The organism is Microcoleus sp. FACHB-831 (genome assembly GCF_014695585.1).
GTDB lineage: Bacteria > Cyanobacteriota > Cyanobacteriia > Cyanobacteriales > FACHB-T130 > FACHB-831.
In genome coordinates this window covers 1-25,791 of record NZ_JACJON010000012.1, presented here as the reverse complement: position 1 = coordinate 25,791, position 25,791 = coordinate 1, and the positions used below count along the sequence as shown (strand labels likewise).

The window sequence follows — 25,791 nt, the reverse complement described above, 5'->3', positions numbered from 1 at the left end:
GCTGAAGAGTTTCAGCGTCTTCCGTAATGTTAATTTTTACTACACCTGACATGGACAGATTTCAAGATAACACTTCCTCAACTATGTGTATCACATTTAAAGTGAAATGGTATTACTCACCACGCGATCGCTCCAAAATCCACTCAAGTAAAATCGGATTGACTAACTCAGGCGCTTCATCTTGGGGACAATGCCCCACGCCTTCTATGGGAATAAACTTTTCAACTTTGGGGTAATTCGCAAACTCTCGACCAAGGGCAATAGGCTCCCACGGATCTTCCGTTCCCCACAGAATAATAGTAGGGCAGGGCAGAAGAGGCAGTAAGTCTTCAGGCAGAGGCCCTTGGGAATAGCGGGTGAAAGCGACAAACACATCCACAGCACCTTCATCAAATGCCGGAGCCATCAGCATATCCACCAATTCATCTGTAACTGCCTCTGGATGTTTGTACGCTTGCAGGAGAACCTTACGCACTACTTTAGGCTTGGCAAGTTGACTAAAAAACAGTTTGCCAATCCACTTTACCGATAGCAGTTTTTGAACTATTGGTGCGCCCATGCTGCGATACCAGGGTAGCTGGGCACGTTTGCGATCGTGTAGCAGTCGTAGGGAACAATTTATCAGGGCAAGCCCCACAACAATATCTGGATGATCGACGGCTGCCTGCATTGCCACGATACAGCCTATAGAATTGCCAATTAAATAAACTGGACTACCAACTACTTCTCGGCAAAAATCAGCAAGTTGCTGTCCCCAGGTTTCAAAGGTATAGGAAATTTTTTCCCCTGGCGTGGGTTTGGCTGAACCGCCAAAGCCAATCAAGTCTATGGCATAGACGCGGCAATGTTCGGCTAGTACGGGGATGTTCTGACGCCAGTGCCCCCAAGAGGCTCCAAAGCCATGCACGAGGACAACTGCTGGCCCCCCATCGCCTTGAGTTTGGTAGCATATGGGGAAACCTTGCCATATCCAAGTCTGTGTTGTGATGGTCGTGGAAGCTGAGATGGTCATGGGAGAAAGTGCGTTAGGTTCGGTGCGCTTCAGGTGCTTTGTCTAGTTCTTATAATTTTGTAACACCCAGACGCGATCGCTAATCCTCCAATTGCCAGATTGCTCTTCTGATGTGGAAGTTAGCGCGAGGTTGTGTCAGGATCGGGTTAAGTGCTGCAATGCTGTAACTTTGTTTACTGTTTATGGTCTACTGTCACAAACTTATGTTTCTGTAAAGCCATATCTGGGAGCTGATTTAGTGGTTGATTACAAAACTTTCTCGGTGGTGATTTGACAGATTCTCGGCCAGACTCCAACAAATTAGCGGTGCGGTTGCTAAAATTAGCCAGATGCGATTTTCAACGCTTCCTACCAGGTCAAATATTAAGATGAGGAGCTAGACTGGGGTATTAGCGTGAATAACCGTAATTATACTCAGGTATAAAGGTCAAATAAAAGAAATGGCTCGATTAGCGCTTTAAAAATGCTGCGCCATCCGCACAAAAAAGTTTTTTAAGCATTTACTAAGACGCGATCGCGGCCATATTGATATTAGAAGTCAGGATACTGGAACACCACCAATTTTTTCATCAAGTCTTTAAATCAATCAAGTCATTGGCTGTGATGTAATATAACTGGCACCAGTACCAGATTCAGATTAGGTCATTTCAGAATTCACTGGAGCTAAATTAGTCTATAAACTTATAGGTTATATAGCGTTTGCTGGGCGCAATTGAGTCGCGGCATTGGCAATGGCAGTTCGGCTGTATCCCATTCGGGGTTGTTATTTACGGTAAGGCAAGCAAAATGAGTCTCATGGAAAAGACTGGTACTCCCCTTGGCAGTTATGCTCCGGATTTTGAACTGCCAGCGATAGATGATTCAGTTCACCATCTATCTCGTTACTTAGAAACATGTCGGTGTGTGGCAGTGGTATTTATGTGCAATCACTGCTCCTACGTGCGGTTATATTTAGACAGACTCAAACAGATTCAAGCAGAGTTTCACGATCGGGGGTTTACCGTGATTGGTATCAACTCCAACGATGCTTCGCAGTATCCCGAAGACAGCTTTGAGAATATGAAGAAGTTCGCGACGCAAGAACATCTGAATTTTCCCTACCTTTGGGACCCTACGCAGGATGTTGCTTTCTGCTTTGGTGCCCAGAAGACACCAGAGGCATTTCTAATCGACAATCAGGGCATTCTCCTTTACAGGGGTGGAATTGATGATAATGCCCAAGATCCAGAAGCCGTCAAGGATAGATATTTGCGAGAAGCGATCGCCTCATTGATGGAGGGTAGTGCAGTTACGCCAAGAGCGACTGAGACAATTGGCGGTTCTCTCAAGTGGCGGCAATAGAACGTTTAATTTTTACAAGTAGGCAAAAGGCAAGCGATCGCAGACTTACTCATTGTGGTGCGGCAGAGTAGTAATAGCAGCACAGTCAATAGAGACAGTTGTCCTCTTGACTGCTATCTTTAATGGGAGGCAATTGGAGTTAATAGAATCGGCGCTGCATGACCTACCGGAGGATTTTACTAAAGCTGAGCGGTGAAGCCTTAATGGGCAACCTTGGATACGGAATCGATCCAGTAACCGTTCAGGAAATTGCGACTGAAGTATCAGAAGTGGTCGCCAGTGGCGTTCAGGTGGCGATAGTAGTGGGTGGCGGGAATATCTTTCGCGGCGTCAAAGCGGCGTCGGCGGGGATGGACAGGGCAACAGCCGATTATGTGGGGATGATTGCTACGGTGATGAATGCCATCACTTTGCAGGATGCCCTAGAACAAATCGGAGTACCAACTCGCGTACAAACTGCGATCGCCATGCAGGAAGTTGCGGAGCCTTACATCCGGCGTCGCGCTATTCGGCACCTGGAAAAAGGACGGGTGGTAGTTTTTGGAGCGGGATCTGGAAATCCCTTCTTTACTACGGACACTACAGCAGCCCTGCGAGCTGCTGAAATTAGTGCAGATGTGGTTTTCAAGGCGACAAAGGTGGATGGCGTTTATGATTCAGATCCGGTTTTGAATCCCCAAGCCATACGCTACCAAAGCCTAACCTACGGGCACGTCTTAGCCCACGATTTGCGAGTGATGGACAGCACCGCGATCGCATTGTGCAAAGATAATAGTATTCCGATTATTGTATTTGACCTCTCGGTGCGGGGTAACATCCGCCGAGCCGTGATGGGAGAACCTATCGGAACACTTGTCAGCAATGCCACGCCTAAAGGGCAGGGCGCTGTCTAGTCCGATTCAGCAAGAGACTATAGACTATAGACATAAACTATAGGCTAGAGGCTATAAACTGCGGACTGTGGACTGCGGACAAAAGATGCAATATGTTCTATTGACTGTCTAAAGTCTAAAGTCTGTTTTGCCCTCTGTAGGGCAATTTCAGTGGGAGGTTTTGTTGTGAAAATAGCTGAAGTTGAAAGTCAAATGCAAAAGACAATTGAGGCAACTCAAAGGTCTTTTAATACCATTCGCACAGGTAGAGCAAATTCTAGCCTGCTAGACCGGGTGATGGTGGAATACTATGGTAGCCCGACCGCTCTGAAGTCTCTAGCCAGCATTAATACGCCTGACGCCAGTACGATCGCAATTCAACCGTTTGATCGCAAAAGCATCAACCTAATAGAGAAAGCGATTTCCTTGTCAGATATCGGCTTAACCCCCAGTAACGACGGTTCTACCATAAGGTTAAACATTCCCCCCCTCACGAGCGAACGTCGCAAAGAATTTGTGAAAACCGCTGGGAAGTTGGCTGAGGAAGGTCGCGTAGCCATCCGCAATATCCGCCGCGATGCTGTTGATGCTATTCGCAAACAGGAAAAGAGCGGCGAAGTTGCTGAGGATGAAGCACGAGATCTACAGGATAAAGTTCAGAAGCTAACTGACAAGTCGATTGCCAAAATTGACCAATTGCTTGCTGAAAAAGAGAAAGATATCACCACTGTCTAAAGAATTTTGGATAAAAAATCGCACTAAAGCTTTTTTTGATTCAATAGTCTCAGTTCGCAGACAATCTTTGAGTCAATTTCTTCCATCGCCAATTCTTCAATCTAAAATTATTTAGACAAGCTGGAGCGATGGGTAATCTGAGACGATGGGACAGACAATAAAAGCAACGTGAAGGGGATAGCCCTGCGAGTACAGCGCATCTATGTACCGCAGGGCTGTTTCCCTATTTTTGCACGAACGCAGAACCTGCTCAGTGCCGTTGGAGTATTGGATGCGTACTTCCCAACTCATAATTTTAGCCTCGTCAAAGCGGTACAAGTACAGAATTAGCAGCGAGTAACTTTATGAAGCTTTCATAAACTATCCTAAAATTTTCACCTAAGCTTTGTACTCAGTGTAACTGAGGAATTAAATAACTCTGGGAATTGCTAAGTTGGGCAATCTAAAGCGGAAAATGTAGCAGTTAGCATTGTTGAAACTACGGAGAAAATTTTTAAAATTAAAGATTATATAAAGCTGCAAGTCTCTGGGCAAGGCCAAGATAGCCTGAAAGCAAGAATATAGATACTTTTTTGACTAAGGGTAATTGCGGACATAGTTTGCTTGTTATCTTTGCAACTAAGCTCGAAACGAGTAAAACTAATCTAAAGGATGTCAACTCAACGTCTGTCAGCTGAAATTTCAAGTGAGTACAGGAGCAAAAGTTAACACTATGTTTGACTGCATTATTGTCGGTGCTGGCCCAGCAGGCGGAACTGCCGCCTATCATCTAGCCAAGCGGGGGCACTCGGTTTTAGTTCTGGAAAAAGAATCCCTGCCTCGCTACAAACCGTGTGGCGGTGGGGTGTCTCCAGCTGTGCAAGAGTGGTTCGATTTTGACTTTTCCCCAGCTATATCAGTCAAAGTAAACTCGCTTCGCTACACCTGGAAGATGGAAGATCCAGTAGACGTGCAACTCCAAGAAATAGAGCCGATATGGATGGTGCGGCGAGATATTTTCGACCACTTTCTCATCCAGCAAGCCCAGAAACAGGGAGCTGAACTGCGAGACAACACAGAAGTTACAGGGATTGAGTTCAAGAGCGATCGCTGGCAAGTAAATACAGCTAACGGCCCGGTAGAAGGTCGTTATATAATTGCCGCCGACGGTGCTAAGGGGCCAATGGCCAAGTGGCTGGGATTTAAGGAACGCAAAAGGCGTCTGGCGGGAGCATTAGAAGTAGAAACACCAGCACCAGCTAATACCGACCCGAAAATCTACTTTGAGTTTGGCATGGTCAAAAATGGCTACATCTGGAACTTCCCCAAAGCTGATGGGTATTCCATCGGCGTGGGTACGTTCCGAGGTGGAGAACCCCAAGATTTTAAGAGCATTCTGAGCGAGTACGGGCAGATGTTTGGCATTGATGTAAATGCCAGCAAGCAGTACGGGCATCCTCTTTGCTTGTGGGACGGGGATCAAAAGCTGCATACGCAAAATGCGGTTTTAGCGGGAGAAGCTGCCTGCGTGGTCGATCCTATGACCGCTGAGGGGATTCGTCCTTCGATGTTTAGCGGATTGAAGGCGTCAGAAGCGATCGCGGCTGCTCTTGGTGGCGATAAAAATGCTCTGGAAAAATACACCAAAGTGATGACCGAAGAGTGGGGCACTGACATGAAGTGGGCACAACGCTTAGCCGGAGCGTTCTACCAGTTTCCCAAAATTGGCTACAAAGCTGGTGTCAAAATACCAACCGCCAGCGTAACTATGGCCAAGATCCTCTGTGGTGAAATGCGTTACTCAGAGGCGGTCAGCTACGCCCTCAAGCGCCTCAGCAGTGGTTTAATACCTGGTAGAGGCTAAAGATAATTTTGTATTTTGCTCTGTGGGAGTTTTTCCACATGGACGATTTTAGATTTTAGCTTGGCAATCTAAAATCTAAAATCTAACGTTCAAGAGGCGGATGATTGCTGCTGGTAGGCGAGATATACCGCTTCTAAAAAGATATCGGGCGTCAAACCTGCTGGTAGCTTTTCGAGGGAAATAATTTCTCTAACTTGACGAGCCAGATTGAGACTCAAATCAGCTTTTGCTTTGGGTTCCATTGCTGTCCGTCGTTGCAAATACTCGCGAACTGTAGCAAAGTCATCGGGTAGCAACTGTGGTATGTTGGCGATTTGTGGCAACTGGGCAGCCAACTCTTGAGCTTGTGAAGAAATTGGGAAAGTTGCGGCGGCAACCATATATTCTTCTTGAACAACAAGGGTTCCCGCCACCATATCTCCCAGTCGCTTTTCCCGCTTGCCCAACATAATTAACAAGGAGCCTATTAAGAAAGTACCAAAGGTGTCATCAATCGGTCGAAGTAGCGATCGCAGCGTCGCTTGTTGGATGCTTACTCGCCGTCCGTCGTCGCGAATTACGCGAATTTTAGCATAGCGTTTGCCCGGTGTTTGCCCCTGCCACAACACCTCAAAAAATACAAAGTAACCCGTGTAGATAAAGAACGTTATTAATATAGCGATCGCCTGCAACCAAAGTTCTGCAACTTTTTCATCGCCAAATATTCCAGTTGATAAATCTAGCAATGGTGCATAAAACATTGCTCTGACAATCAAAAATGCAATTGAGGTAAAACCCAAAATAAGATAATCAATCAACAAGGCATAAGCGCGATTGCCAATACCTGCCAGTAGAAACTCTAGTTCTACACTTTCTGGAGTTTGTAGCGTGACTCGATTAAAAAAGTGCATGGCACAATCGGGGTTTTTGAATTTGTAGGGACACCGCTAACCTCGCGGATTAAGTTTTGGTTATTAAAATTTTGGTATATCAGATATTTTTTATTGTAGTTGTTAGTAGTGTAAATATTGCGGGCAAACCACAACTAACAACTAAATATCTTTACACCATATCGTTGCGATCGCGCAATTTTAAGCCTAACCCTTCCCGACGACTGCGGAGGTCATAGTAGATAACAGCCTTAATAGCTTGCCAAAATGGCATTATTGCTGCACCGCTAGCAAAATTCAGAGTTATTACAAGCACAAAAAAGATAATTGAGAAAATAGGAGATTGTTCGATAAGTTTCGGAAAAGCCAACGGAAGTGCATTTGTGATAACATAAACGACAATTTGTAGAGGCAGTGAGATCAAAAACGCTACGAATACTATCAATTGAAGGCGCCCTACAGATCCTTTAGTTAAATCCCAGCTCCGGCTAATAGTTGACGTTGCAGTTACATTGTTTTCTATCGCCAAAGGCACTTCAGCGATCGCCAAGCGCGAGTAGAGCCGGATTATACCAATAATTAAAGCAATCAACCCAGCAATTGCTAACAAACCTACAAGTGTTAATACTACTGGAGTCTGCTGGCCCACTGCACTTACAATTACCGCTGCTAAAAGACCAAGAATAATGAGAGCTAAGTAGGAACCAAAAAAAGCACCGCCAATTATCAAAGATACTAAGATACCTGCAACGAAGAAATCCCACATTCTGGAATTCACATGAGTGCGAGCGGTACTTTCACTTTCGGGTTGATCGACCAATTCGGCGAATACCAAACGCGATATTAGTGCAGAAATAGCAGAGAATTTAGCCCAGCCATAGACAGGCACTAAGAGCCAAAAATGGGCAGTTAGAGCCAGCTGAAAATAACTTTTGAGATGAGAGCGATAAAGCCGAATGCTAGCACTAACTACATTACCGACACTGAGGGGTCGTATAGAACTCTGAGACATGAGTAAAATTTTCCTGGTGATGAGGTGGATGGAGTTGACGCTATCTTAAGTTACGCTGGGCATAGTCCCGGGAAAATTTTATGAATATTCAACGTTGGATTGCACGGCGGGAACCCAACTGGAAACGTCTTGATGCGCTGTTAAGGCAAGTTGAAAAAACAGGGCTTAAGTCTCTAAAAGCTTCCGAACTAAAAGAATTAGCCAGTTTATATCGTTCTGTCTCCGCAGATCTAGCACGGGCGCGGACTCAGCAGGTGGGCAATACCATAGTGCAAGAGCTGCAAATTCTCACATCTCGCTGCTATAACCAAATTTACCAAGGTTCGCGGCGACAAGAATGGCGGCAGGTGGCAGATTTCTACCTCTGGGATTTTCCTTCCACCGTACAGCAGTCATGGGTGTATATTGCCGTTGCGACAACGCTGTTCCTAATAGGATGCCTTGTTGCTTGGTGGTATTCTTGGCAAGATCCTGCCTTTATGTCGCTGCTCGTACCGGAAAGCCTAATTAAAATGGTGCGAGACGATCGTAAATTATGGATGGGGTCGATTGTGGGTGTTGAACCGCTGGCATCGTCCCAGATTATGACTAATAATTTGTCGGTGTCTTTTGCTGCTGTTGCTGGGGGAATAACAGCTGGGGCATATACTACTTTTATATTGGTATATAACGGGCTGAGTATCGGCGCGATCGCTACTCTCGTCGGTCAAAATAATCTTGCTTATCCCTTCTGGGCTTTTGTTTTTCCTCACGGTTCTCTAGAATTACCAGCAATCTTCTTTGCTGGCGGTGCGGGTTTGCTAATTGCTAGAGCTATTCTCTTACCCGGTAAATACCGCCGCGCAGATGCGTTGCGCTTTTATGGCGCACAGGCATCACAACTCGTATTTGGGATTGTGCCAATGTTGATAATTGCAGGTATTATTGAAGGCTTTTTCTCACCCAGTCGCGCGATTCCAGACCTATTAAAGTACGCAGTTGGGATTGGATTGTTTACTGCTCTACTGATGTATTGCAGCCGTCAGCGACCCAACGCTACCAAATAGGTCAATTATCGCTCGCGATCGCGCAACTCCAAACCTAATCCCTCCTTGTAATTGCGGACTTCATAGTAGAAAACCGCTTTTATCGCTTGCCAGGGCGGTATTGCAATTACGCCTATCAAAAATCCCGTACTTATCCCTGCTACCCAAGGAATAAAGAAGTAAAGAGACACAGGTAAAATTCTTACTAAAGGGTAGAAAAGTACGATACTGATGGTTGTAGTAAGCATGAGTAAAGGTACTAGGACTAATATATAAAGCGCTTGGATCGCTTGAATATGGCCTAGATATCCCTTTGTTAACTGCCAACTGCGGCTAACCGCTTCTCTTAAAGTGATATTTTTTTCTATTGCCAACGGTAAGTCGCCAATAAAAAGCCGTAAGGTAATCCAACCCAAAACAGCAAAAATGATTGCCGCTACAATAGTTATCACAACAATAGTTACTGTTATTAATATGTTTGGCGCTCTCCTTAACTCGATAGTTATAATTACAATTCCTAAAATTACTAAAATACCTACTATGGATATAAATAGGCTAAACAAGCATAAACCTAAAATCATAGTTAATAGGTTGCCCAAAATTAAAAATTCCCGACTTCGGGAATTTATATAACGATAGGCAGCTTGGACACTTTCGGGCTGATTTACTAATTTACAGAATGCCAAGCGTGATATCAGTGCAGAGATAGCAGTAAATTTCCCCCAGCCGTAAATGGGAATAAGCCCCCACAAACACGCTCTTAAACTCAGATTAGAATACAACTTAAAATGAGAAAAATACAGCTTCACTCCAGCATTAACCACATTACGGCTATTGAAGGACTGCCTCAAAGTGTGAGAACCAAAATTCCGAGACATAGGCAAAGTTATCTTGATTGATGGCAATTGATCTAAAGTCAACTAGCCGCTATTTAATGTAGCAGTCCGTTCAGGAGTTGGAAAATTCTATCTTCTCTTTCTCTGTATTCTCTGTATCCTCTGCGGTTTTGTTTTCCACAAATCAAATAGGAATGCTATAGCTGATTTCGAGCCTTCAGTCGCAGATATCTGTCTACAATCTGTTCGCTAATCTGATTTGCGGGTGCATCCAATACCAAAACGCCTTTTTGCTTAAGCTGGGCAAAGGCAACCTGGCGCTGGGCTAGTAAATCTAACGCAACAGCACGGCTGTATGCAGCTTCGATCCCGCCCTCATTTTTAAGGGGTGATTCCAAAGTAGTGTGAGCCTGTTGGTCAACGAGGGGATCGCGCAAGGTGACACAAAAAGGTAAATAGCGTGGCGTCAGCCTCGCCAGTGCCGCTAGGAGTTCGGCTGAGGCGGTGCTATCCACAATATCCGTAATCACCACCACTAGGGCGCGACGAGTTTGCTGGGTCACTAGCTTAGTCACAGCACCGACATAATCTGGCTCTAACAGCACTGGCTGAATAGGCGTAAGTCGGTCAATAAGTTTGCCCAAATGATGTTGACCGCGTTCAGGGGGAATCCAGGTTGTTACTTCGCGGTCAAAGACACCGACACCCACCTTATCGCCGCGATTCAACCCAGCTAGTGCGAGGGAGAGAGTAGCATTCAGACCCCAATCAAAACGCTTCAACCCCTGCACTCGCGATGTCATCAGACGCCCTCTGTCGAGCAAAATAATCAAAGTTTGCTCTTGTTCTGGCTCTAACACGCGCACTTGTAGCGAGGCTGCTGGTGTTGCGCCCCATCTGCGGGCAGTGGCTTTCCAATCAATAAAGCGGGGGTCGTCACCCATGCGATATTCTCGCATTTCGGCAAACTCGGTGCCGATTCCCATACGTCGTGCTTGGCGTATGCTACCGCTGTTTTGCAAGGTCAGCCGAATGGACAATTGTCGCAGTGCCAATAAGTCTGGATAAACTGCAACTTTATTACTCGATGGCACTTTCCAGTCATCCCAAGCCAAGCCCCAAGGGCTGAGTTGCCGTACTTGAATATCGCCCCATGAAAACTCGCCCCTCTGGATGGGACAGACCGTATAAGTTAATTCTTTAGTGCTGTTTGCAGGTAAGGAAGCTTGGTGGGTTCCCTCGCTTGGTGTCCAAAAATCAGATGGGTAGTAGTCGCGGATTTTAATTTGCGCTGGGTGGTTTCCCGATTCCACCAATATCGAGACTGGATTTTCTCGCCCTATCGACAATCGCCCCAGAGGATTGCGGCTGATGGCGACGCGCTGTTGGCGACTGCGTAACCCATCGACAAACATCAATCCTAATATGGCGACATCAAATAGCAAAGTGGCGATAATGGCTATCGACACGCTCCAAATATCTGCTAAGGCTATTGCGATCGCCATCCCTAGCAATAATAGTAAATAAGCTCGTCTGGAGGGAACCATTACGATTTTAGATTTTAGATTTTAGATTGCTAAATTGAGCGAGGGTTACGCCGATTGATTAAACTCATTTATTTGCTCAACCGCTTATCGGCGTAAGGAATTGCCAACCCCCTTAATTTTTAAACGCGCTTGCAGAGTATCCAGCGCAATTCCATTGGTGGTTCTCCGTTCTCAATCGGGAATAAATCTCGACCTTTTGCCCAGTTATTAAACCACCCAGTCGGAGGCCATGCTTCTTGGGGGAGGCGATCGCGTTCGTAATCAAACACTGACTCGTTTGATATCAGCTCTAGCGGCAGATCCTCCAGCGCCGAGTTTAACTCCGCATTTGTAAATATTGTAGACCAGACTATTTGTGACATTTCTCTCACAATTTGATCTGGATCGTATCCATCAACTGCTATAAATGCGCTGAACAAGAATAACCCCCCTTTGCAGAGGTAATCGCACATTTTTGCTAGCAACAATCGCAGCTGATCCGCATCTCTAAAATGAGATGCAACGACTTCTACACAAATCACTAATTGATAATTAGATGGGCGCAGCCGCACTAAAGGATCTAAAATATCTCCTTGCATGGCTTTCACTGTTAAATTCTCTTCCTCTGCTGCCTTTTGCAATTGCTCAACAAAGGCAGGGGTAAGTTCTAACACCTCAAGTTTATAACCCAATCTCGCGAGTGGTAGCGTGTTTCTGCCCGTTCCTGCGCCCACGTCTAAAATCTTTACCTTCGCAGGGCTTCCCTCTATTTTGGCTGCAACGTCCATAACTTTAGCATCTGGATGACTGCCAAATAAGGGGGGTTCTCTAGTTTCTACCCAACTATTGTACTGATCGGCAACTGAAGAAGTTGCTACGCCTACGTTGTAAGAAATGCCTAACGCAGGGGGTTTATTTGGCTCATAGCGAAATACTATATTTGAATGCGGGCTAAGTGCAAAGCCCTGTTGCAGTTTAGGTTCTAAGATACCCCGCAGATGGGTCATTTCTTCTGGTGTAAATCTTTTGCCTAAAGAATCAAATAACTTTTCCAACCGCTGGACGTAATTTTCCAGAAAAGCTGGCACGCAAGGCATGATTATTTCCCCGCGAGGAAATATGCGCGTATTGAGCCGCGCTTCCATAATCTGATTTACGAGCGATCGCTCTGTTATCAACGGTAGGCTAGTATTTGCGGGTGTTTTCAACTCCAGTTGCTCGCTCATGGGTAAACTATTTCTTCCTATTTTGCTGGATAATTCAACGGTGCTTCCGGTTTCCTGGCTCGATTCCTTTCATTTTCCAGGATATAAAACCCCTGATGTGATTTTTGTGTGACAAATGCTAGTTTGGACTATTTCCGCCGCTGCGCGATCGCCATCATTCTACCATTTACATTTTTCGATAATGCTGGTGCTGGTAGTGCAACTGCAAAGGCATATCGGCCAAATCTTTAGCGGGGGGATTATTTATAAGTATCTTTATAAACACTGTTAACAATACTATAAATAAAGATTTATTAAAAATGCCTTTAAAGTGAGGAAATTTGTGTTGATAACAGGGTAGTTTTCTGTTCAAAACAAATTTTCAATCACCTATTTAGTATGACCAACCATTTTTCAGGCAATTCTTAACTTCCAACTCCTAACTCTCCCCTTATTTCCTATTACCTTGGCACTGGCACTTGATTCAGTAATGAGGAAATAACACTTTCAATCTGCAAACCATCTAGCTGTGCTTCAGGTTTCAGGATTAGTCGATGACGTAGCAAGGGAGGCGCCACAGCCTTAACATCATCTGGCGTTACATAATTTTTGCCATTCAGCCATGCATGAGCCTTGCTTGTTTGCAGCCAAGCAACAGCTGAACGGGGAGATGCACCCAAAGCGAGATCGGGATGTTTGCGACTGCGCTGCACTAAAGCTAATAAATAATCCAGTACTGCATCTGACAGCGCCACAGCACTGACTTCCTGACGAGCCTGCAAAATTTGCTCAACTGTCGCCATTGGTTTAAGACGCCCTAAATCCCCGCGTTTTGCTTGAAATCCGCTTTGACGATTGAGCAACATTTGCTTTTCAGCAGCAGGGTCAGGATAATCAACAATTAGCTTGAATAAAAACCTGTCTAACTGAGCTTCTGGTAGAGGATAAGTACCCTCAAATTCCAGAGGGTTTTGCGTAGCAATAACCCAAAATAGTGGCGATAAAGGCAGGCTCTCGCCATCGAGCGTTACCTGCTGTTCCTCCATCGCTTCGAGTAGGGCGGACTGAGTTTTAGGCGGTGTCCGATTAATTTCATCAGCCAGCAACACTTGAGTAAATATAGGGCCTTTTTTGAGCGTAAACTGGCGAGTATTCAAGTCGAAAATATTAGTACCGATAATATCAGATGGCAAAATATCCGGTGTTAGCTGAACCCGTCTAAACTCTGCCTGCACTAGCTGCGCTAAAACTTTGACTGTGAGAGTTTTTCCCGTTCCCGGAACGCCCTCCAAAATTACATGACCGCCAGCCAGCAATGCAACCAATAGCTGCTGTACTAGAGTGGCTTGACCGACGACAACTCGGTTGAGAGCTTGCCCCAGTCGATTCAATATATCGTTAGCTTCGGTCATAATTTTGTTATTTTTATTTGTTCATTGTTCATTGTTGGTTGTACTTTGCCTTTTGTCCGTTGCTTATTTTTGCTTGCTATGAACCATGAATCATCAAGCGTGACTAAAGACTAGCGATCGCTAACTGCGGACTTTTTGCCATTTATCCAACCAGGTTAGCAAGCTTTGGTTACTAATTCGGCGCTTTTTAGATTGTAGTTGCAGTACTTGCTCCAATTCGGCTGCTGGGCGTCCGTTTTGCTGTACCCAAGCGTTTATTAGCGTCTGGTCGTCAACTGGTGCTGTGCCCAGTCCTAATGCCTTTTGCAGTTCTAGCTGTTCTTGTTTGCCTACTACCTCTAAAACAAATTCGCTGCTGTTGGCTTTTTGCAAGACGCCTGCGAGGGCTTGAATGTATGCTTCGCTGTTGTCAACAGCGATCGCTGTTTGGGTCTGCGCTGGTCCAAATCGTCGATTGCTAGCCCAAATTAGCACCAGCAGGATAACACCTGCTTGCACCAGCAGGCTACCGAGGGGGGTTTGGCTTAAGTAAGCTAGCCAATTTTCTTCTTGTTCCACCAGTTTGCCTTGGCGATTTCTATACGGGCGGTTTTTTTGATCTCTATAGCCGTGTATATATTCATCAACCCAGACCGATTTTCCAGTTTGGGTAACTAGCTGGGCTAGAAATTTGTAGTTACCTGGCTCATCCTGATAGGCATTGGCGGCAAGATAGGGTGTTGTGGCGTAGATTGCTCGCCCTTTACCTAGTTGTTGTTCCCATACGACAGCGCCGAAGCGATCGCCTAAATTGCGTTTTTCACCCTCTGGTAATTTAGCCCGCCGTCGCCGCGTATCAATTTTTACCGTACCGTAAGACTGGGATGTTTGTTGCAGGTTTTTAATACTGTCTGTATAACCCAGCCCTTCCATCTGGGTGCTAAATGCTGCTTTGGTGACGGGTTGCAAAACTCCCAAAATCACCATAGTATTGCCTTGCTTTATCCATTCTTCCTCGTTGCTATTAAGCCCTTGCTTACTCAGCTGACTGTTGACGCGCAATAGGGTAATGGGATAGTTGAGTTTTGGGTTTTGGATGTTGGATTTGGGATTGCTACCCTGTTCCACAGCCGTTGTTCTTTGCTGGCTGGTAACTCCTGGTAAATCCTTAAATGGCTTTTGCCAGCGTTTAACGGGTGTCCCTTGCTTTTCCATGAAGGCATACCAAGCGCCATATCCGTCGGGAGAGCGGCTGTAAGTAGAACCCCTAGTGATTCTGCTGCCACTAGGAGCCGCCACTATGGTGATTAAAATTATCGCGCACAGGGCGATCGCCCCCAGCCACAACCAACGCTTTTTCATAATTTTTATCGCCAGTTAATAAGTATTAAAAAGTATTAATAGATAGTTATTCGCGTATCTATAGCCTATAATTTATAGCTTTTAACTAATGATTAACAATGGGCAATTTCTTGTTTATTCATTACTATCAATTTCGTTATATGCCTGCTGACACCGATCGAAATCTACCGACGATATTTCGGCATTGCCAAAACAAAGCTGCTCGTGAACTGTAAGTAAAGTTTGATACGATATCTCTGGGGGAAATTGCTGGGTTATTTGGAGATACTCGCCATCGGTGCGGCTGGGTTCGTGCGGGGCAATTCCAGTGTCATTTAAGCGCTGTAACATAGCCATATAAATTGCTCTACAAGCTTCGCGGTAGTTTCCCTGTCGATAAAAATCCTGAGCGAGGCGCAGCCAATCTGACAGCGATCGCTCAATAGCTGCCTCTTGCCTTGGTTTTGAGGCAGAATTTCTCTGTCTTAAGCGAAAAGAACTCAGAGAATAACCCCATGCTTGCCACAGCTGCCAAGCGATCCAGGCTACCAACAACCCGATCGCTAACCACAAGAAGACTTTGGGCAACCAGTCGGGCAATGACAAATTATCTAACCAGGAAAACGGGGATTTATCCCAGCCTTTGCGTTGCGTTGGAGAGAACGTCAGTTCCATCCACTCCCCTAACTGCTGCTGGAGTTGCTGCACCTGCCAACCGAGGTTAGTTTTTTCAAATGCATCTGCTGACATAAAGTATTGCGTGTTGAGTTCTTAGCTTGATCACTTCTAAAGGTTTGGCTCGAAGGCGGAGCGATATGCGAATTGAGCCGCCCGATTCTTGACTTTTGATTTAGCGAAAAGTATCAGTATGAACTATGAAGTATAAACTATTAAATTCAGCCCACAGCCACGCCGCCTACTTGCCTGCTCCACTCCCGCCATCATACTCGCTACCTAGATGACAATCTACTTCTACAAAGTAAACGATCCCTACGGCTGTTTTTCCAACTTTTCTCCTCACGGAATTTGCCTTGGGGGTAAAGACTGGCAGACGGTGGAGCATTACTATCAAGCGCAAAAATTTGTGGGAAGTCCGGATGAAGCTTTAAGCGCCGCGATCGCTAGAGCCAAAACTCCCCAAGAAGCCGCCGCACTGGGACGCGATTGCACAAAGATTATCCGTCCCGACTGGGAACAGGTAAAAGCCCCGATCATGCAAGAAGCAGTTCTCATCAAGTTTCTCACCCACAAAGACATTCAAGCCATTCTCATCAGCACGGGCGATCGCGAGATTGTGGAGGACTCCCCTACTGATTACTACTGGGGCTGTGGCGTAGATAAAACTGGCCGAAATCAGCTAGGCCAAATTCTAATGAGCGTCCGTCAACAAATCCGCGAACACCTGAGTAAAAATTAGAGTTTTGTTTTAGTTCCATGCGCTACCTGCATCGTGGGTTGCTAGCGCAGGCAATTACGCAACAGGCTTTTCTTTGGGTTATACACCTAGAAGGTGATAATTATAAATACATACAAAATCATTTATTTTGTGATATTGGGTTTTTAGCAAATGCGATCGCCCTTGCCTGATTTTGAGCGTATTATAGACCCTAACCCCCGCCTAGACAGCTTGGGAGCATCCCAATGCAGGCAAATATACCAATTCTTGAGAGAATCTAAGAGAATACTCAAGCCGAGCGTGTAAAATATGATTCCTGAAAAACAAGCACGTCTAAAAGCTTGCCTAAAAGAACTCGCGACGTTGCTATATGAACAGACTGACAAAAGTACGCTGACCGACCTAGAAAGCATTGAAAAAACAGTCCGAGCCCAAATGTTAGAAAAGGTTAGCCCCGAAATTGCCCTTTTTTTATCGAACAAGCAACGGGAACTAAAACAGGAAAAGTCCGAAAAGTAAAAAGCTGTGTGGGGGTACTGAAGCTGAGAGCGATCGCAGGCACAAAGATTAGGGTTGAAGTCACATAATCAACTCAGTCCTTTGTTGGAGAAGTGTTGTCTACGACTATCTGCAAACGAGTCATACCAAAATGCAGAAGTCGAAATAGAGGCGTTGACGGGGGTCAAAGTGGGTCATTCGACTCAACAGAGGCTGGTGCTGCGGCAAGATTTGCCCCTGCCACAAGCACTTCAAGCTGTATCAGAAGTAAGCGTGGACGGGGGAAAAGTGAGACTACGGGGAAAGCCTACTGAAGGTAGTTATTGGCGAGACTACAAAGCTGTGCGTTTACAAGGCATTTATTATGGTGCATTTTTTGACTCGAACCAATCATTGATTGATTACGTTAATAGCCAGCCGCTAGTCAACCCACTCGTATGTTTAGGAGACGGCCATGATGGAGTATGGAATTTAATTAAAGAATTTGCGCTCGCCAACCAAAGGTGGGAAATTTTAGACTGGTTTCATCTCAAAGAAAATCTCTACAAAGTTGGTGGTTCCGTCAAACGGCTCAAAAAAGCCGAAACTTTATTGTGGCAAGGGCAAGTAGAGGCAGCCCAGGCTTTGTTTACCCATTGCTTGGGTAAGCAGGCAAAGAATTTCTGTACCTATCTTGAGCGACACCGCTTGAGAATTGTCAACTACAGCTATTGTCAAGCCGAGCAAATCTGTTCTGTGGGATCAGGCGCGGTAGAATCTGCTATCAAACTTCTCGGCACTCGGATGAAGATAACTGGGGCACAGTGGAAAGCTAAAAATGTTAATCAAGTGCTTTCTGTGCGTTGTGCTTACCTTAATGGAATGCTAGCTATTTGATGTTTTAGCCAAATTGGGATGCTCCCGACAGCTTTACCTTCTATGCGATCCCCCTTTTGGACAATTGGTTTTTATTTTTAGTAAACTAGATTGTAGATAGTACAGCTAGATTTTCCTCCTCCTGACATCTTAAATTTAATTTAATTAACCTTGTGCAAGGCTATTTTTTGTCTTGTCAACCAGTAAATAATTGTCCATTACTGATTGATTGTGTACGGTGGGTATTAAAGGATTTTATACTAAGAATGATTATTAAAAGCTCCAATAAGAGTTAAATTTTTAAAAGATTGCATATTTTCACGAATGTACGGAAACATCTTTTAAGCGGAGAATAGACGGATAACACGAAACATTCATATTGAATACATAAGTGCGGTGGATAAAGGGAATGAATTCTACGGATAACAAACAAGAAAAACAGCCAGACCTAGACCAAGAAGGATTGCTACACAGAATCACTAACCGGATTCGTCAATCTTTAGAATTGCAAGAAATTTTGACAGCAACCGTTGCAGAAGTCCGCTCGTTGCTGGGAACAGATCGGGTTATGGTCTATAGATTTAATGCCGATGCCAGCGGAGAAGTGATTGCTGAATCAATTTATGGCAAGCGCTTACCGTCGCTGAAGGGGCTAAATTTTCCAGCCGATGACATCCCCCTCCGCATTCGCGAACTGTACCTAACTGCTGGTCTGCGTTCTATTGTGGATGTTTCAGGCGGCCAAATTGGTTTCTCAGTGCTGGATTGGCAGGGTTCTGGGGAAATTTTAGCTAACGAGCAAACTATCAACTATCGGTCTGTAGATTCATGCCATGTTGAATATTTAACAGCAATGGGCGTGCAATCTTCCTTGGTAGTGCCAATTGTGCATAACCCCAGTAGCAAAGAGGCAACGGGTAACTTAGAAGTTACTCAATCAACAAACCCTAATCCCCAAACCACATCGGAACTGTGGGGGCTATTGGTGTCTCACCACGCGCAACAACGAGCCGTTTCGGAACGAGAAGTGCAAATCGTCCAGCTAGTTGCAGATCAAGTATCAATAGCGATCGCGCAGTCAAATCTACTCAAGCAAGCCCGCGAACAAGCTCAACGCGAAGCCACCATTAATCGAGTAGCTACGCTGCTGCATACTCTGCCAACAATGCAACTCGAAGAAGCTCTAGGCGAAACAGTCGCCGCCTTTAAAGGTTCGGGTGGCAGACTTTATCTAGCGCCTAGCGGCGCGAGCCGAGCGGCAACACTTTTCACCTGGGGCGCTCAACCAGTATTAGCTAATCCCGAGAGAAATTCCCATATAGAAGAGAACCCCATATGGCAGCAATACTTTAAGCCAAGCGAAACTGACGGCAATAGCATCAAGGCGATCGCCGATTTATATAAAGAACCATTACTGCGAGTTATAGCCGCAGAGTTTCGATCTACACAGATTCGGGGGTTACTGGTTGTACCCTTGCTCTATCGCCAACACTTTATTGGATTTCTAAGTGTTTTTCGCGATGAAATTGAAACAGAAACTTTGTGGGCTGGACGCATCGATCCCGATCGGCGACAACTGCAACCCCGTAACTCTTTTGAGGCATGGCAGCATCTCAAAAAAGGCCAGAGCATTGAGTGGATAAGGGAAGAAATCGAACAGGCTAAAGCTCTTGGCAATAACTTCTCGATGGCCATTCAACAACATCAGCTTTACGAACAGGTCGATCTGCTCAATACAAGCCTAGAGCGTCAAGTCCAAGACCGCACCGCCCAGTTGCAACAGTCTTTGCAGTTGGCCAGGTTGTTAAGCAAGGTACTAGACCAAATTCGCAGCACGCTGGACTTGCAAACAATCCTGCAAACCATCGTGCAAGAAGTCCGCAAACTGCTAAACACAGATCGGGTGATAATTTACCAGTTCACCAAAAAATGGCACGGCAAGGTAGTTGTTGAAGCCGTAAATGGCAACTGGCTATCAGTTTTAGGCTTGACAGAGCCAGAGGACTGCTTTCCAGACGAGTATGCCGTACAGTACAGCCAAGGCAGAGTGCGGGTAATTAACGATGTATCTTGGGCAGGTCTTACCCCCTGTCATCAAGAGTTTTTAGAGAATATGCAAGTGCAAGCCAACCTGATCGTACCGATTAGGATGGGTTCGGAACTATGGGGGCTGCTTGTTGCCCATGAGTGTCGGGCGACCAGGGTTTGGCAGGCTTTTGAAATTGATTTACTGCAACAACTGGCGGCTCAAGCAGCGATCGCAATTCAGCAAGCCGAACTGTACAAACAAAGCCGACTTGCTGAAGCGGAGGAAAAGGAAAGAGCCAGCCAGCTAGAGCGTGCCTGGAAACAGCAGAAAGCTTTGTTTAGCGTCGTTAGCAAAATCCGCGAATCCCTTAACATCGATACCATCTTCACAGCCACGGCTACTGAATTGCGGCAACTTTTGGGTGCCGATCGTGTAGGGATATTTCGCTTCTATCCTGACTGTGGATACGATGATGGTGAGTTGGTTTCTGAAGATGTCAGAGTTGGCTTTAACTCGATGTTAGCTGTGAAAATTCACGACCATTGTTTTGGCGAGAGGTATGCCCCCGACTATCATAAAGGCCGGATTCAGGCGGTTGCTGACATCTACAACGCAGGCTTGAGCGATTGTCACATCCAGCTTTTAGAGAAATTTCAAATCCGCGCTAACCTGGTGATGCCGCTGCTAAAAGGTGACTGTCTTTGGGGTTTGCTGTGCGTTCACCAATGTTGTGCGCCGCGACACTGGGAGGAAACGGAAATTGATTTCGCCACCCAAATTGCCACTCAGTTGGGCGTCGCCATTCAGCAAGCGGAATTACTTACACAAACCCAGCAGCAAGCAGAACAACTCGCTAATGCCTTGGAGGATCTAAAGCAAACCCAAGCCAAACTGATTCAGACAGAAAAAATGTCCAGTTTGGGGCAGTTAGTAGCTGGCGTTGCCCACGAAATTAACAACCCGGTCAATTTCATTTATGGCAATCTCTCCTACGCGGGTCAATACGCCCAAGATTTGCTCGAACTGCTGCAACTTTACCAGCGCCATTATCCCAATCCATATCCTGAGATTGCCGAGCTTGCCGATACGATTGATTTAGAGTTTCTTGCTGAGGATTTACCCAAGCTCCTGGTATCAATGAAAGTGGGAGCTGACCGCATCCGTCAACTCGTGCTGTCGTTGCGTAATTTTTCTCGCCTAGACCAAGCAGAAAGGAAGCCTGTAGACATCCACGAGGGGTTAGACAGTACTCTGTTGATATTGCAACATCGCCTGAAAGGGAAGTCAAACTCTCCAGGAATCGCTGTAGTTAAAGAATATAGCGATTTGCCTCCAGTGGAGTGCTATGCCGGACAGTTGAATCAGGTATTTATGAACGTCATTAGCAACGCGATTGATGCGCTTGAGCAACGGGATGAAGAGCGAGCTTCCTGCGGAGGAGCTACGTTAAAGTCCGAAGAAATTGCCGATTCCCCCAGTCAAATAACCATCCGTACTCATGTTAGGGGTGAGGCTGGGGCGATCGCGACCTCGCCGCAATTAACTCACTCCTCTTATGCCGTGATTCAAATTGCTGATAATGGTGGTGGTATGCCTGAAGCGGTGAAAAGGCAAATTTTTGACCCGTTTTTCACTACCAAGCCTATAGGCAAGGGAACGGGTTTGGGGCTGTCAATCAGCTATCAGATTGTAGTCGAAAAACATGGCGGTTCGTTCAAGTGTATTTCCGAACCGGGTAAGGGGACTGAATTTTTGATTGAGATTCCTATTAGTTAAATGCTGAATTAGGAAGTAGTAAGTATGAATTCAGCGGTCATATTTACTACTTCCTAACTGTTACTTTTTAGTTTTTCCTTTCCAAAGCGCGATCGCTTTTTGCGATTCCTGATACGACGTTGTGTTTTCTGGGACTAAGGATGCCGTTTGAATTGCTTCCTTAAATTGACCCTTAGAGGCGCGAGACTGGGCAAGCTGATAAATTGTTTTGCTCCATTCGCCCATTACCTTCTGGGCTTCTCCATAACCCGCTTCACCTTGCTGGATTTTACTAGCGGTAGCGATCGCATCGCTGTAAGAAGAAGCCTGGTTGGGGCGAATTAACCCTTTTGCTGCCCGCAAGACGGTTTGGTTTGTCCGCTGCTGATTGGCTTGCTCTTTCCAATCTTGAATCGCGTCTTTAGCTTTTCCACTAACGTTCACATTTGTGGGAACCAGTTGGGCAGCACTAACAGCTTCTGTGTAATTACCCTGTTTGGCACGCGCATTGGCTATATCCAGAATCTTCTGACTCCAGCCATCAATTTCCTTCTTTGCCTGGTTGTACTGGGGGTCTTTAGAGGGAATTTTTTGGGCAATAACGATCGCCTGACTGTAACCAGATGCCTGGTTTGGTTTTATCAGACTTCTTGCCTTATCCAACGCGGATTTGTTTGCCTGTCCCGCAGCCTTATTTTGTGCTGCTGGGGGTTTTGATGCTACGGACGTTGCTTTTGTAGTCGTTTGTTTGGAAGGTTTTACTGCCTGAAGCGTTGATGCCCCTACCTGCTTAGTTGGTTTTTTTGCCTCGCTTGACGCTTGGGGCTTTTTATCTTCCTTAGCGGTAGTTGTTGATGCCTTATTTACTGCTGTCCGATTTGCCCCTGGTTGCGGCTTCAACCCGCCGATAAAGGCTTCCTGGTTGCGAAGAAATACTCCACCGATCATCAACAGTATTAACAGCGCCGCACCCCCGGCCCAAACTAACGTCTCTGTCCAAGTCGGGGTGTCATCGGTTTCTGGTGCGGGCTTTGTCTCGGCGGCTGGGGGAACCGATGCCGGGGGCTTGGGTTCTGTCTCGCCACTCTGGTTGTTGGGGTTGGTTGGTTGTTGTCCGTTGGTCACTGCAATCGTCCTGTTTGATGTCTGCGGTGCCTCGGCGATTAGCACCGACGATATATGAGAGTTGTTTGCACCAGCCGCACTATCACCGACGGCATCTGCTTGGTAAATGAAAGGATTTTCCCCGTTGTTAACCTCTTCTATGTTGTGAGGAGGGTACAAAATAAGCTGTTCGCTGGCTTCTGGGGAAGATGCCACGATCAAAGGGGTTTGAATGGGTTGCCAGTGGTGTTCGCTTAAACTCGGCACGCGATCGCGCAGCGCTCTTTCTAGACTTGCCAGAGTGATTTGTGAATTTTCGCGCAGCGCTTCTAGCAGTCCCACTGTAAACAATCCGTGCCCCAGAGAGGCAGCCTCGTGGGAAAACTGGTCTAGTTGACACGAAAGGATGGTGCTAATTCCTAGCTTGGTCGCCAAATCTACTGTCTGCGCCCCAACCGCCACACCCACTTGAGCGCTTTGGCTGCGGTTTATATCTAGAAACACCAACACTGGTGACGCGCCTCGATCTTTGAGCGGCTCAAACAGCGATCGCACTGGTATCCCTGTTTCCGGAATAGAGGCTGGGTTGCCATCTATGGGCATTAAGTAATCCTCTCCTTCGAGAGTCACCCCGTAGCCGCTGAAAAATACCCAGAGCAAATCTCCCGCAATGACCGACTCATAGGCAAAATTCTCAACAACACCCAAAATGTTTTCCTTGGTGGGTATTGTTGAGCGAGCGCCCGTTGGTGGTGATGTGTCTGTTAACAGCAGACACCGATCCTGCGGCCAGCCAGCTTCTTCAACTAGAAACTGCCACACCGCCTGTGCATCTGCTTGGGCATAGCCCAAAGGCTGGAAAAACTGATATTGATTTATGCCAATTGCAATGCAAGCCTGGTTAGCCATAATCGGTGTCCATCTGTCAATACAGAGTTCTTAGCTTGGTGGCAAGTTGTTAATTCACTATGCTCGCCTCATAGCTAAAGCGCCTCACGCTTTTAGCATGTGTCACCAAAATACCATCTACAAGCCAAAGTGGATAGCACTCGCTGTTGCCACTGCCCAATTTTGGTTAAAAGCGAGTTTCTCGTAGCCAAAATCAGTCTACAGTTTAAGGATATTTTCCGCCATTAGGGTGATTTAATCCCTCGGAAGGAAGATTATCTTTAAGCATAATAGGAATAAAGCATTTTGGCTTTACATCAAGGCTAATTTTAGTATTAGGGATTGTATTTACTCCTGTCTCAAAGGCAAGCAAAATCGCGTATTTTCTAAAAAGGGCGCGGCAAATAGCGTCTGTTGTAGAAAAAACGATTTCCTGGTGTCAGCCTAAAGCAAAATGCCTAAGTCTTGGATAATAAATATTAAAAATCTGGTAATTACAGGCTGTAACCAGGGAGCAAGTTGCCACCATGCGGGAATCTAATTCAACAAATTTCCAGCGAATGTTAGCTATTGGTTTGCAGGCGGCAAGGCTGATGTCCAGAGCAGCAATTTCACGCATAGCGCCTGCGAGTTTAGTGGCTGTCCTGGGTTTGGGAGGAGTCTCTTGGGTTATAGAAAGCGCGATCGCACCGAATATAGCCACAGCCTATACCGCGAGGTCAAATGTTGCTATAAACCGTCAGCCTGGTGAATCATATGAAACCATGCTGCGTCGGGCAGAGGCGATCGCCAGAGCAGCAGCACAGCGCAGCTTCGACCGAGACATATTAGTAACCGATGTTGCTGTAACCGTACTTGCACAAAATCAGGAGGGCGCGATCGCCCCGATAATGGCTTTGCAAGTCAGTCGGCAAGCTTGGAGAAGTCGCCCCGACCCCCAAAGCTGGGCAAAATACTTCCCCAATGCTAAATCTTTACTTAAGTTTGAGGAAACCATTGCGTCCCCCGGTGGCCAGCCTGCAACTCCAACCGCTCCAGCGCAGCCGCCCGCCACAACAACGCCTCCGCCAGGACAAGCGCCAGCCCGCAATCGCGGGGCTGAACCACTTGTCCCAGTGGCCCCCCTTCCTCAGCCATCGGGCAATACTCTTCCAAATTTGCCACCCGGTAATGCTAACCCTGGTCAGCAACCTGGTAACGGTAATGCTAACCCTGGCCAGCAGCCTGGTAACGGTAATGCTAACCCTGGTCAGCAGCCTGGTAACGCTAGCCCAGGCCAGACTTCTCCTCCGGCAGGTCAGCAATCTCCAGGCCAGGGAAGTTCTCCTCCGGCAGGCCAGCAATCTCCAGGCCAGGGAAGTTCTCCTCCGGCAGGTCAGCAATCTCCAGGCCAGGGAAGTTCTCCTCCGGCAGGTCAACAACCTGCCCAGCTACCTGGGACAAGCAATACGTTACCTTCGAGCAGTCGTTAAAGCCCATTACCGTAGAAGTCATATTTTCGGCCTAACCACTTAGCGAATGGCATACAATAAAAGGATTGTCAAAAATCGCCTAACTGACTATCATGGCTGTTCCTAAGAAGAAAACATCAAAATCCAAACGCGATCAGCGTAAAGCTAACTGGAAGCGCAAGGCTGCGGTTGAAGCTCAAAAAGCTCTCTCGCTGGGCAAGTCTATTTTAAGCGGGCGTGCTAAGAGCTTTGTATATCCTTCTGAAACTGAAGAGGAAGAAGAGTCTGAGTAAGATGGGCGGAGCGCTGCTTAATCTTGCCTTGGTTTTATAATCCCGTTCTATTCAGACGCACCAGAACCCTTCCTTCCCCTCTTAATTAAGGGGGGGGTTCAATATTAACCGTTTGAACGCAACTCAGAATTAGCAGCGGCTCGATTTAGTGCCTAACCATCCAGACATCGGTATCCTAAGTGTTTCGGCTTCAGCCTGCAAGCCTGTTGCTATTGCTGGTTGAGCCGAATCGATATCAAATAATCTATATCTATAATTTCTGGGTTATTGCTACAAGCAAATTATTTTAGAGCGAGCTGGTTTCACCAGCTCTGAGCGATCGCCTACATCGGCTGCAATTGCTTGATTGTGCCAAGGCAGTGTAAGCATAAGTAGAAAATTTTATGCTTAAGTATTATCAATATAGCAGCCGAAGTATAGGTTAGGACGTTAGGCGAACGGCTGTATCTACTCGTTCACGGAAATCTTCGATAGTTCCAAGGGATTTTCTGACTCGATTCTTAATCGGAAACCA

General features: G+C 46.2%; 21 protein-coding genes and 1 pseudogene. 11 read left to right on the top strand and 11 right to left on the bottom strand.

The window, feature by feature from the left end:
• Positions 1-112 precede the first annotated feature (112 nt).
• The gene (locus tag H6F77_RS01640; protein WP_190484721.1) at positions 113-1,012 is read right to left on the bottom strand and encodes an alpha/beta fold hydrolase; all 900 of its coding nucleotides are present in this window, start codon (positions 1,010-1,012) and stop codon (positions 113-115) included.
• 795 nt (positions 1,013-1,807) lie between these two features.
• On the opposite strand from H6F77_RS01640, the gene H6F77_RS01635 reads away from it, so the two are divergent.
• The 3 genes from H6F77_RS01635 to frr all read left to right on the top strand — a co-directional run bounded on the left by H6F77_RS01635 (position 1,808) and on the right by frr (position 3,960).
• Positions 1,808-2,353 (top strand): thioredoxin family protein, encoded by a 546-nt coding sequence (locus tag H6F77_RS01635; RefSeq protein ID WP_375335909.1) that lies wholly within the window; start codon positions 1,808-1,810, stop codon positions 2,351-2,353.
• A gap of 158 nt (positions 2,354-2,511) precedes the next feature.
• A complete protein-coding gene (gene pyrH / locus H6F77_RS01630; RefSeq protein ID WP_190484717.1) occupies positions 2,512-3,246 on the top strand; it encodes a UMP kinase in 735 nt (244 codons plus the stop codon).
• Positions 3,247-3,411: 165 nt separating this feature from the next.
• Entirely contained in the window at positions 3,412-3,960 is a 549-nt protein-coding gene (gene frr, locus H6F77_RS01625) for a ribosome recycling factor (RefSeq protein WP_190484715.1), read from the top strand.
• 111 nt (positions 3,961-4,071) lie between these two features.
• Here the strand turns inward: frr and H6F77_RS01620 are convergent, their stop codons facing one another.
• Positions 4,072-4,251, bottom strand: coding sequence for a family 2 glycosyl transferase (locus H6F77_RS01620; RefSeq protein ID WP_190484713.1), 180 nt, complete (start codon positions 4,249-4,251; stop codon positions 4,072-4,074).
• 421 nt (positions 4,252-4,672) lie between these two features.
• Here H6F77_RS01620 and H6F77_RS01615 point away from each other — a divergent pair, with 421 nt between their 5' ends.
• Entirely contained in the window at positions 4,673-5,803 is a 1,131-nt protein-coding gene (locus H6F77_RS01615; RefSeq protein ID WP_190484712.1) for a geranylgeranyl reductase family protein, read from the top strand.
• 89 nt (positions 5,804-5,892) lie between these two features.
• Here H6F77_RS01615 and H6F77_RS01610 read toward each other — a convergent pair whose 3' ends face one another.
• Together H6F77_RS01610 and H6F77_RS01605 are read right to left on the bottom strand one after the other, a co-directional pair.
• The gene (locus H6F77_RS01610) at positions 5,893-6,693 is read right to left on the bottom strand and encodes an RDD family protein (protein ID WP_190484710.1); all 801 of its coding nucleotides are present in this window, start codon (positions 6,691-6,693) and stop codon (positions 5,893-5,895) included.
• A 151-nt stretch (positions 6,694-6,844) separates the two neighbouring features.
• Complete coding sequence (locus H6F77_RS01605; RefSeq protein ID WP_190484707.1) at positions 6,845-7,684, bottom strand: DUF975 domain-containing protein; 840 nt, start codon at positions 7,682-7,684, stop codon at positions 6,845-6,847.
• 80 nt (positions 7,685-7,764) lie between these two features.
• Here H6F77_RS01605 and H6F77_RS01600 point away from each other — a divergent pair, with 80 nt between their 5' ends.
• Positions 7,765-8,730, top strand: coding sequence for a stage II sporulation protein M (locus H6F77_RS01600; RefSeq protein ID WP_190484705.1), 966 nt, complete (start codon positions 7,765-7,767; stop codon positions 8,728-8,730).
• Positions 8,731-8,735: 5 nt separating this feature from the next.
• Here the strand turns inward: H6F77_RS01600 and H6F77_RS01595 are convergent, their stop codons facing one another.
• The 3 genes from H6F77_RS01595 to H6F77_RS01585 form a co-directional block, all read right to left on the bottom strand.
• Positions 8,736-9,161, bottom strand: a complete 426-nt coding sequence (locus H6F77_RS01595; protein WP_190484703.1) for a glycerophosphoryl diester phosphodiesterase membrane domain-containing protein — start codon at positions 9,159-9,161, stop codon at positions 8,736-8,738.
• Between the two features lie 581 nt (positions 9,162-9,742).
• A complete protein-coding gene (locus tag H6F77_RS01590; protein WP_190484701.1) occupies positions 9,743-11,092 on the bottom strand; it encodes a DUF58 domain-containing protein in 1,350 nt (449 codons plus the stop codon).
• Positions 11,093-11,211: 119 nt separating this feature from the next.
• Entirely contained in the window at positions 11,212-12,297 is a 1,086-nt protein-coding gene (locus H6F77_RS01585; protein ID WP_190484699.1) for a class I SAM-dependent methyltransferase, read from the bottom strand.
• A gap of 108 nt (positions 12,298-12,405) precedes the next feature.
• Between H6F77_RS01585 and H6F77_RS28180 the strand changes: the two genes are divergently transcribed.
• Positions 12,406-12,528, top strand: coding sequence for a hypothetical protein (locus H6F77_RS28180; protein ID WP_255515679.1), 123 nt, complete (start codon positions 12,406-12,408; stop codon positions 12,526-12,528).
• A 209-nt stretch (positions 12,529-12,737) separates the two neighbouring features.
• Here the strand turns inward: H6F77_RS28180 and H6F77_RS01580 are convergent, their stop codons facing one another.
• The 3 genes from H6F77_RS01580 to H6F77_RS01570 form a co-directional block, all read right to left on the bottom strand.
• Positions 12,738-13,688 carry an AAA family ATPase gene (locus H6F77_RS01580; RefSeq protein ID WP_190484698.1) on the bottom strand — a complete coding sequence of 317 codons (951 nt, stop codon included), beginning with the start codon at positions 13,686-13,688 and terminating at the stop codon, positions 12,738-12,740.
• A gap of 120 nt (positions 13,689-13,808) precedes the next feature.
• Positions 13,809-15,029 (bottom strand): DUF4350 domain-containing protein, encoded by a 1,221-nt coding sequence (locus H6F77_RS01575; protein ID WP_190484696.1) that lies wholly within the window; start codon positions 15,027-15,029, stop codon positions 13,809-13,811.
• A gap of 114 nt (positions 15,030-15,143) precedes the next feature.
• Complete coding sequence (locus tag H6F77_RS01570; protein WP_190484694.1) at positions 15,144-15,758, bottom strand: DUF4129 domain-containing protein; 615 nt, start codon at positions 15,756-15,758, stop codon at positions 15,144-15,146.
• Positions 15,759-15,966: 208 nt separating this feature from the next.
• Here H6F77_RS01570 and ybiA point away from each other — a divergent pair, with 208 nt between their 5' ends.
• From ybiA to H6F77_RS01550, 3 genes and pseudogenes are all read left to right on the top strand, one after another.
• Entirely contained in the window at positions 15,967-16,425 is a 459-nt protein-coding gene (gene ybiA / locus H6F77_RS01565; RefSeq protein ID WP_190484692.1) for a riboflavin biosynthesis intermediates N-glycosidase, read from the top strand.
• 288 nt (positions 16,426-16,713) lie between these two features.
• A pseudogene (locus H6F77_RS01555) lies at positions 16,714-17,778 on the top strand (ISKra4 family transposase).
• A gap of 388 nt (positions 17,779-18,166) precedes the next feature.
• A complete protein-coding gene (locus H6F77_RS01550; RefSeq protein WP_190484687.1) occupies positions 18,167-21,562 on the top strand; it encodes a GAF domain-containing sensor histidine kinase in 3,396 nt (1,131 codons plus the stop codon).
• A 60-nt stretch (positions 21,563-21,622) separates the two neighbouring features.
• Here the strand turns inward: H6F77_RS01550 and H6F77_RS01545 are convergent, their stop codons facing one another.
• Positions 21,623-23,554 carry a caspase family protein gene (locus H6F77_RS01545; protein WP_190484684.1) on the bottom strand — a complete coding sequence of 644 codons (1,932 nt, stop codon included), beginning with the start codon at positions 23,552-23,554 and terminating at the stop codon, positions 21,623-21,625.
• A gap of 506 nt (positions 23,555-24,060) precedes the next feature.
• On the opposite strand from H6F77_RS01545, the gene H6F77_RS01540 reads away from it, so the two are divergent.
• The gene (locus tag H6F77_RS01540) at positions 24,061-25,005 is read left to right on the top strand and encodes a polyadenylate binding domain-containing protein (RefSeq protein ID WP_190484682.1); all 945 of its coding nucleotides are present in this window, start codon (positions 24,061-24,063) and stop codon (positions 25,003-25,005) included.
• 92 nt (positions 25,006-25,097) lie between these two features.
• Entirely contained in the window at positions 25,098-25,277 is a 180-nt protein-coding gene (gene rpmF, locus H6F77_RS01535; RefSeq protein ID WP_190484679.1) for a 50S ribosomal protein L32, read from the top strand.
• Positions 25,278-25,791 lie beyond the last annotated feature (514 nt).

Excerpts from the sequence above, each read along its gene's own strand:
- H6F77_RS01640 (WP_190484721.1), bottom strand. The coding sequence starts at position 1,012 with ATGACCATCTCAGCTTCCACGACCATCACAACACAGACTTGGATATGG.
- H6F77_RS01635 (WP_375335909.1), top strand. The coding sequence starts at position 1,808 with ATGGAAAAGACTGGTACTCCCCTTGGCAGTTATGCTCCGGATTTTGAA.
- pyrH (WP_190484717.1), top strand. The coding sequence starts at position 2,512 with ATGACCTACCGGAGGATTTTACTAAAGCTGAGCGGTGAAGCCTTAATG.
- H6F77_RS01620 (WP_190484713.1), bottom strand. The coding sequence starts at position 4,251 with ATGAGTTGGGAAGTACGCATCCAATACTCCAACGGCACTGAGCAGGTT.
- H6F77_RS01615 (WP_190484712.1), top strand. The coding sequence starts at position 4,673 with ATGTTTGACTGCATTATTGTCGGTGCTGGCCCAGCAGGCGGAACTGCC.
- H6F77_RS01610 (WP_190484710.1), bottom strand. The coding sequence starts at position 6,693 with ATGCACTTTTTTAATCGAGTCACGCTACAAACTCCAGAAAGTGTAGAA.
- H6F77_RS01605 (WP_190484707.1), bottom strand. The coding sequence starts at position 7,684 with ATGTCTCAGAGTTCTATACGACCCCTCAGTGTCGGTAATGTAGTTAGT.
- H6F77_RS01600 (WP_190484705.1), top strand. The coding sequence starts at position 7,765 with ATGAATATTCAACGTTGGATTGCACGGCGGGAACCCAACTGGAAACGT.
- H6F77_RS01590 (WP_190484701.1), bottom strand. The coding sequence starts at position 11,092 with ATGGTTCCCTCCAGACGAGCTTATTTACTATTATTGCTAGGGATGGCG.
- H6F77_RS01585 (WP_190484699.1), bottom strand. The coding sequence starts at position 12,297 with ATGAGCGAGCAACTGGAGTTGAAAACACCCGCAAATACTAGCCTACCG.
- H6F77_RS01580 (WP_190484698.1), bottom strand. The coding sequence starts at position 13,688 with ATGACCGAAGCTAACGATATATTGAATCGACTGGGGCAAGCTCTCAAC.
- H6F77_RS01575 (WP_190484696.1), bottom strand. The coding sequence starts at position 15,029 with ATGAAAAAGCGTTGGTTGTGGCTGGGGGCGATCGCCCTGTGCGCGATA.
- H6F77_RS01570 (WP_190484694.1), bottom strand. The coding sequence starts at position 15,758 with ATGTCAGCAGATGCATTTGAAAAAACTAACCTCGGTTGGCAGGTGCAG.
- ybiA (WP_190484692.1), top strand. The coding sequence starts at position 15,967 with ATGACAATCTACTTCTACAAAGTAAACGATCCCTACGGCTGTTTTTCC.
- H6F77_RS01550 (WP_190484687.1), top strand. The coding sequence starts at position 18,167 with ATGAATTCTACGGATAACAAACAAGAAAAACAGCCAGACCTAGACCAA.
- H6F77_RS01545 (WP_190484684.1), bottom strand. The coding sequence starts at position 23,554 with ATGGCTAACCAGGCTTGCATTGCAATTGGCATAAATCAATATCAGTTT.
- H6F77_RS01540 (WP_190484682.1), top strand. The coding sequence starts at position 24,061 with ATGCGGGAATCTAATTCAACAAATTTCCAGCGAATGTTAGCTATTGGT.
- rpmF (WP_190484679.1), top strand. The coding sequence starts at position 25,098 with ATGGCTGTTCCTAAGAAGAAAACATCAAAATCCAAACGCGATCAGCGT.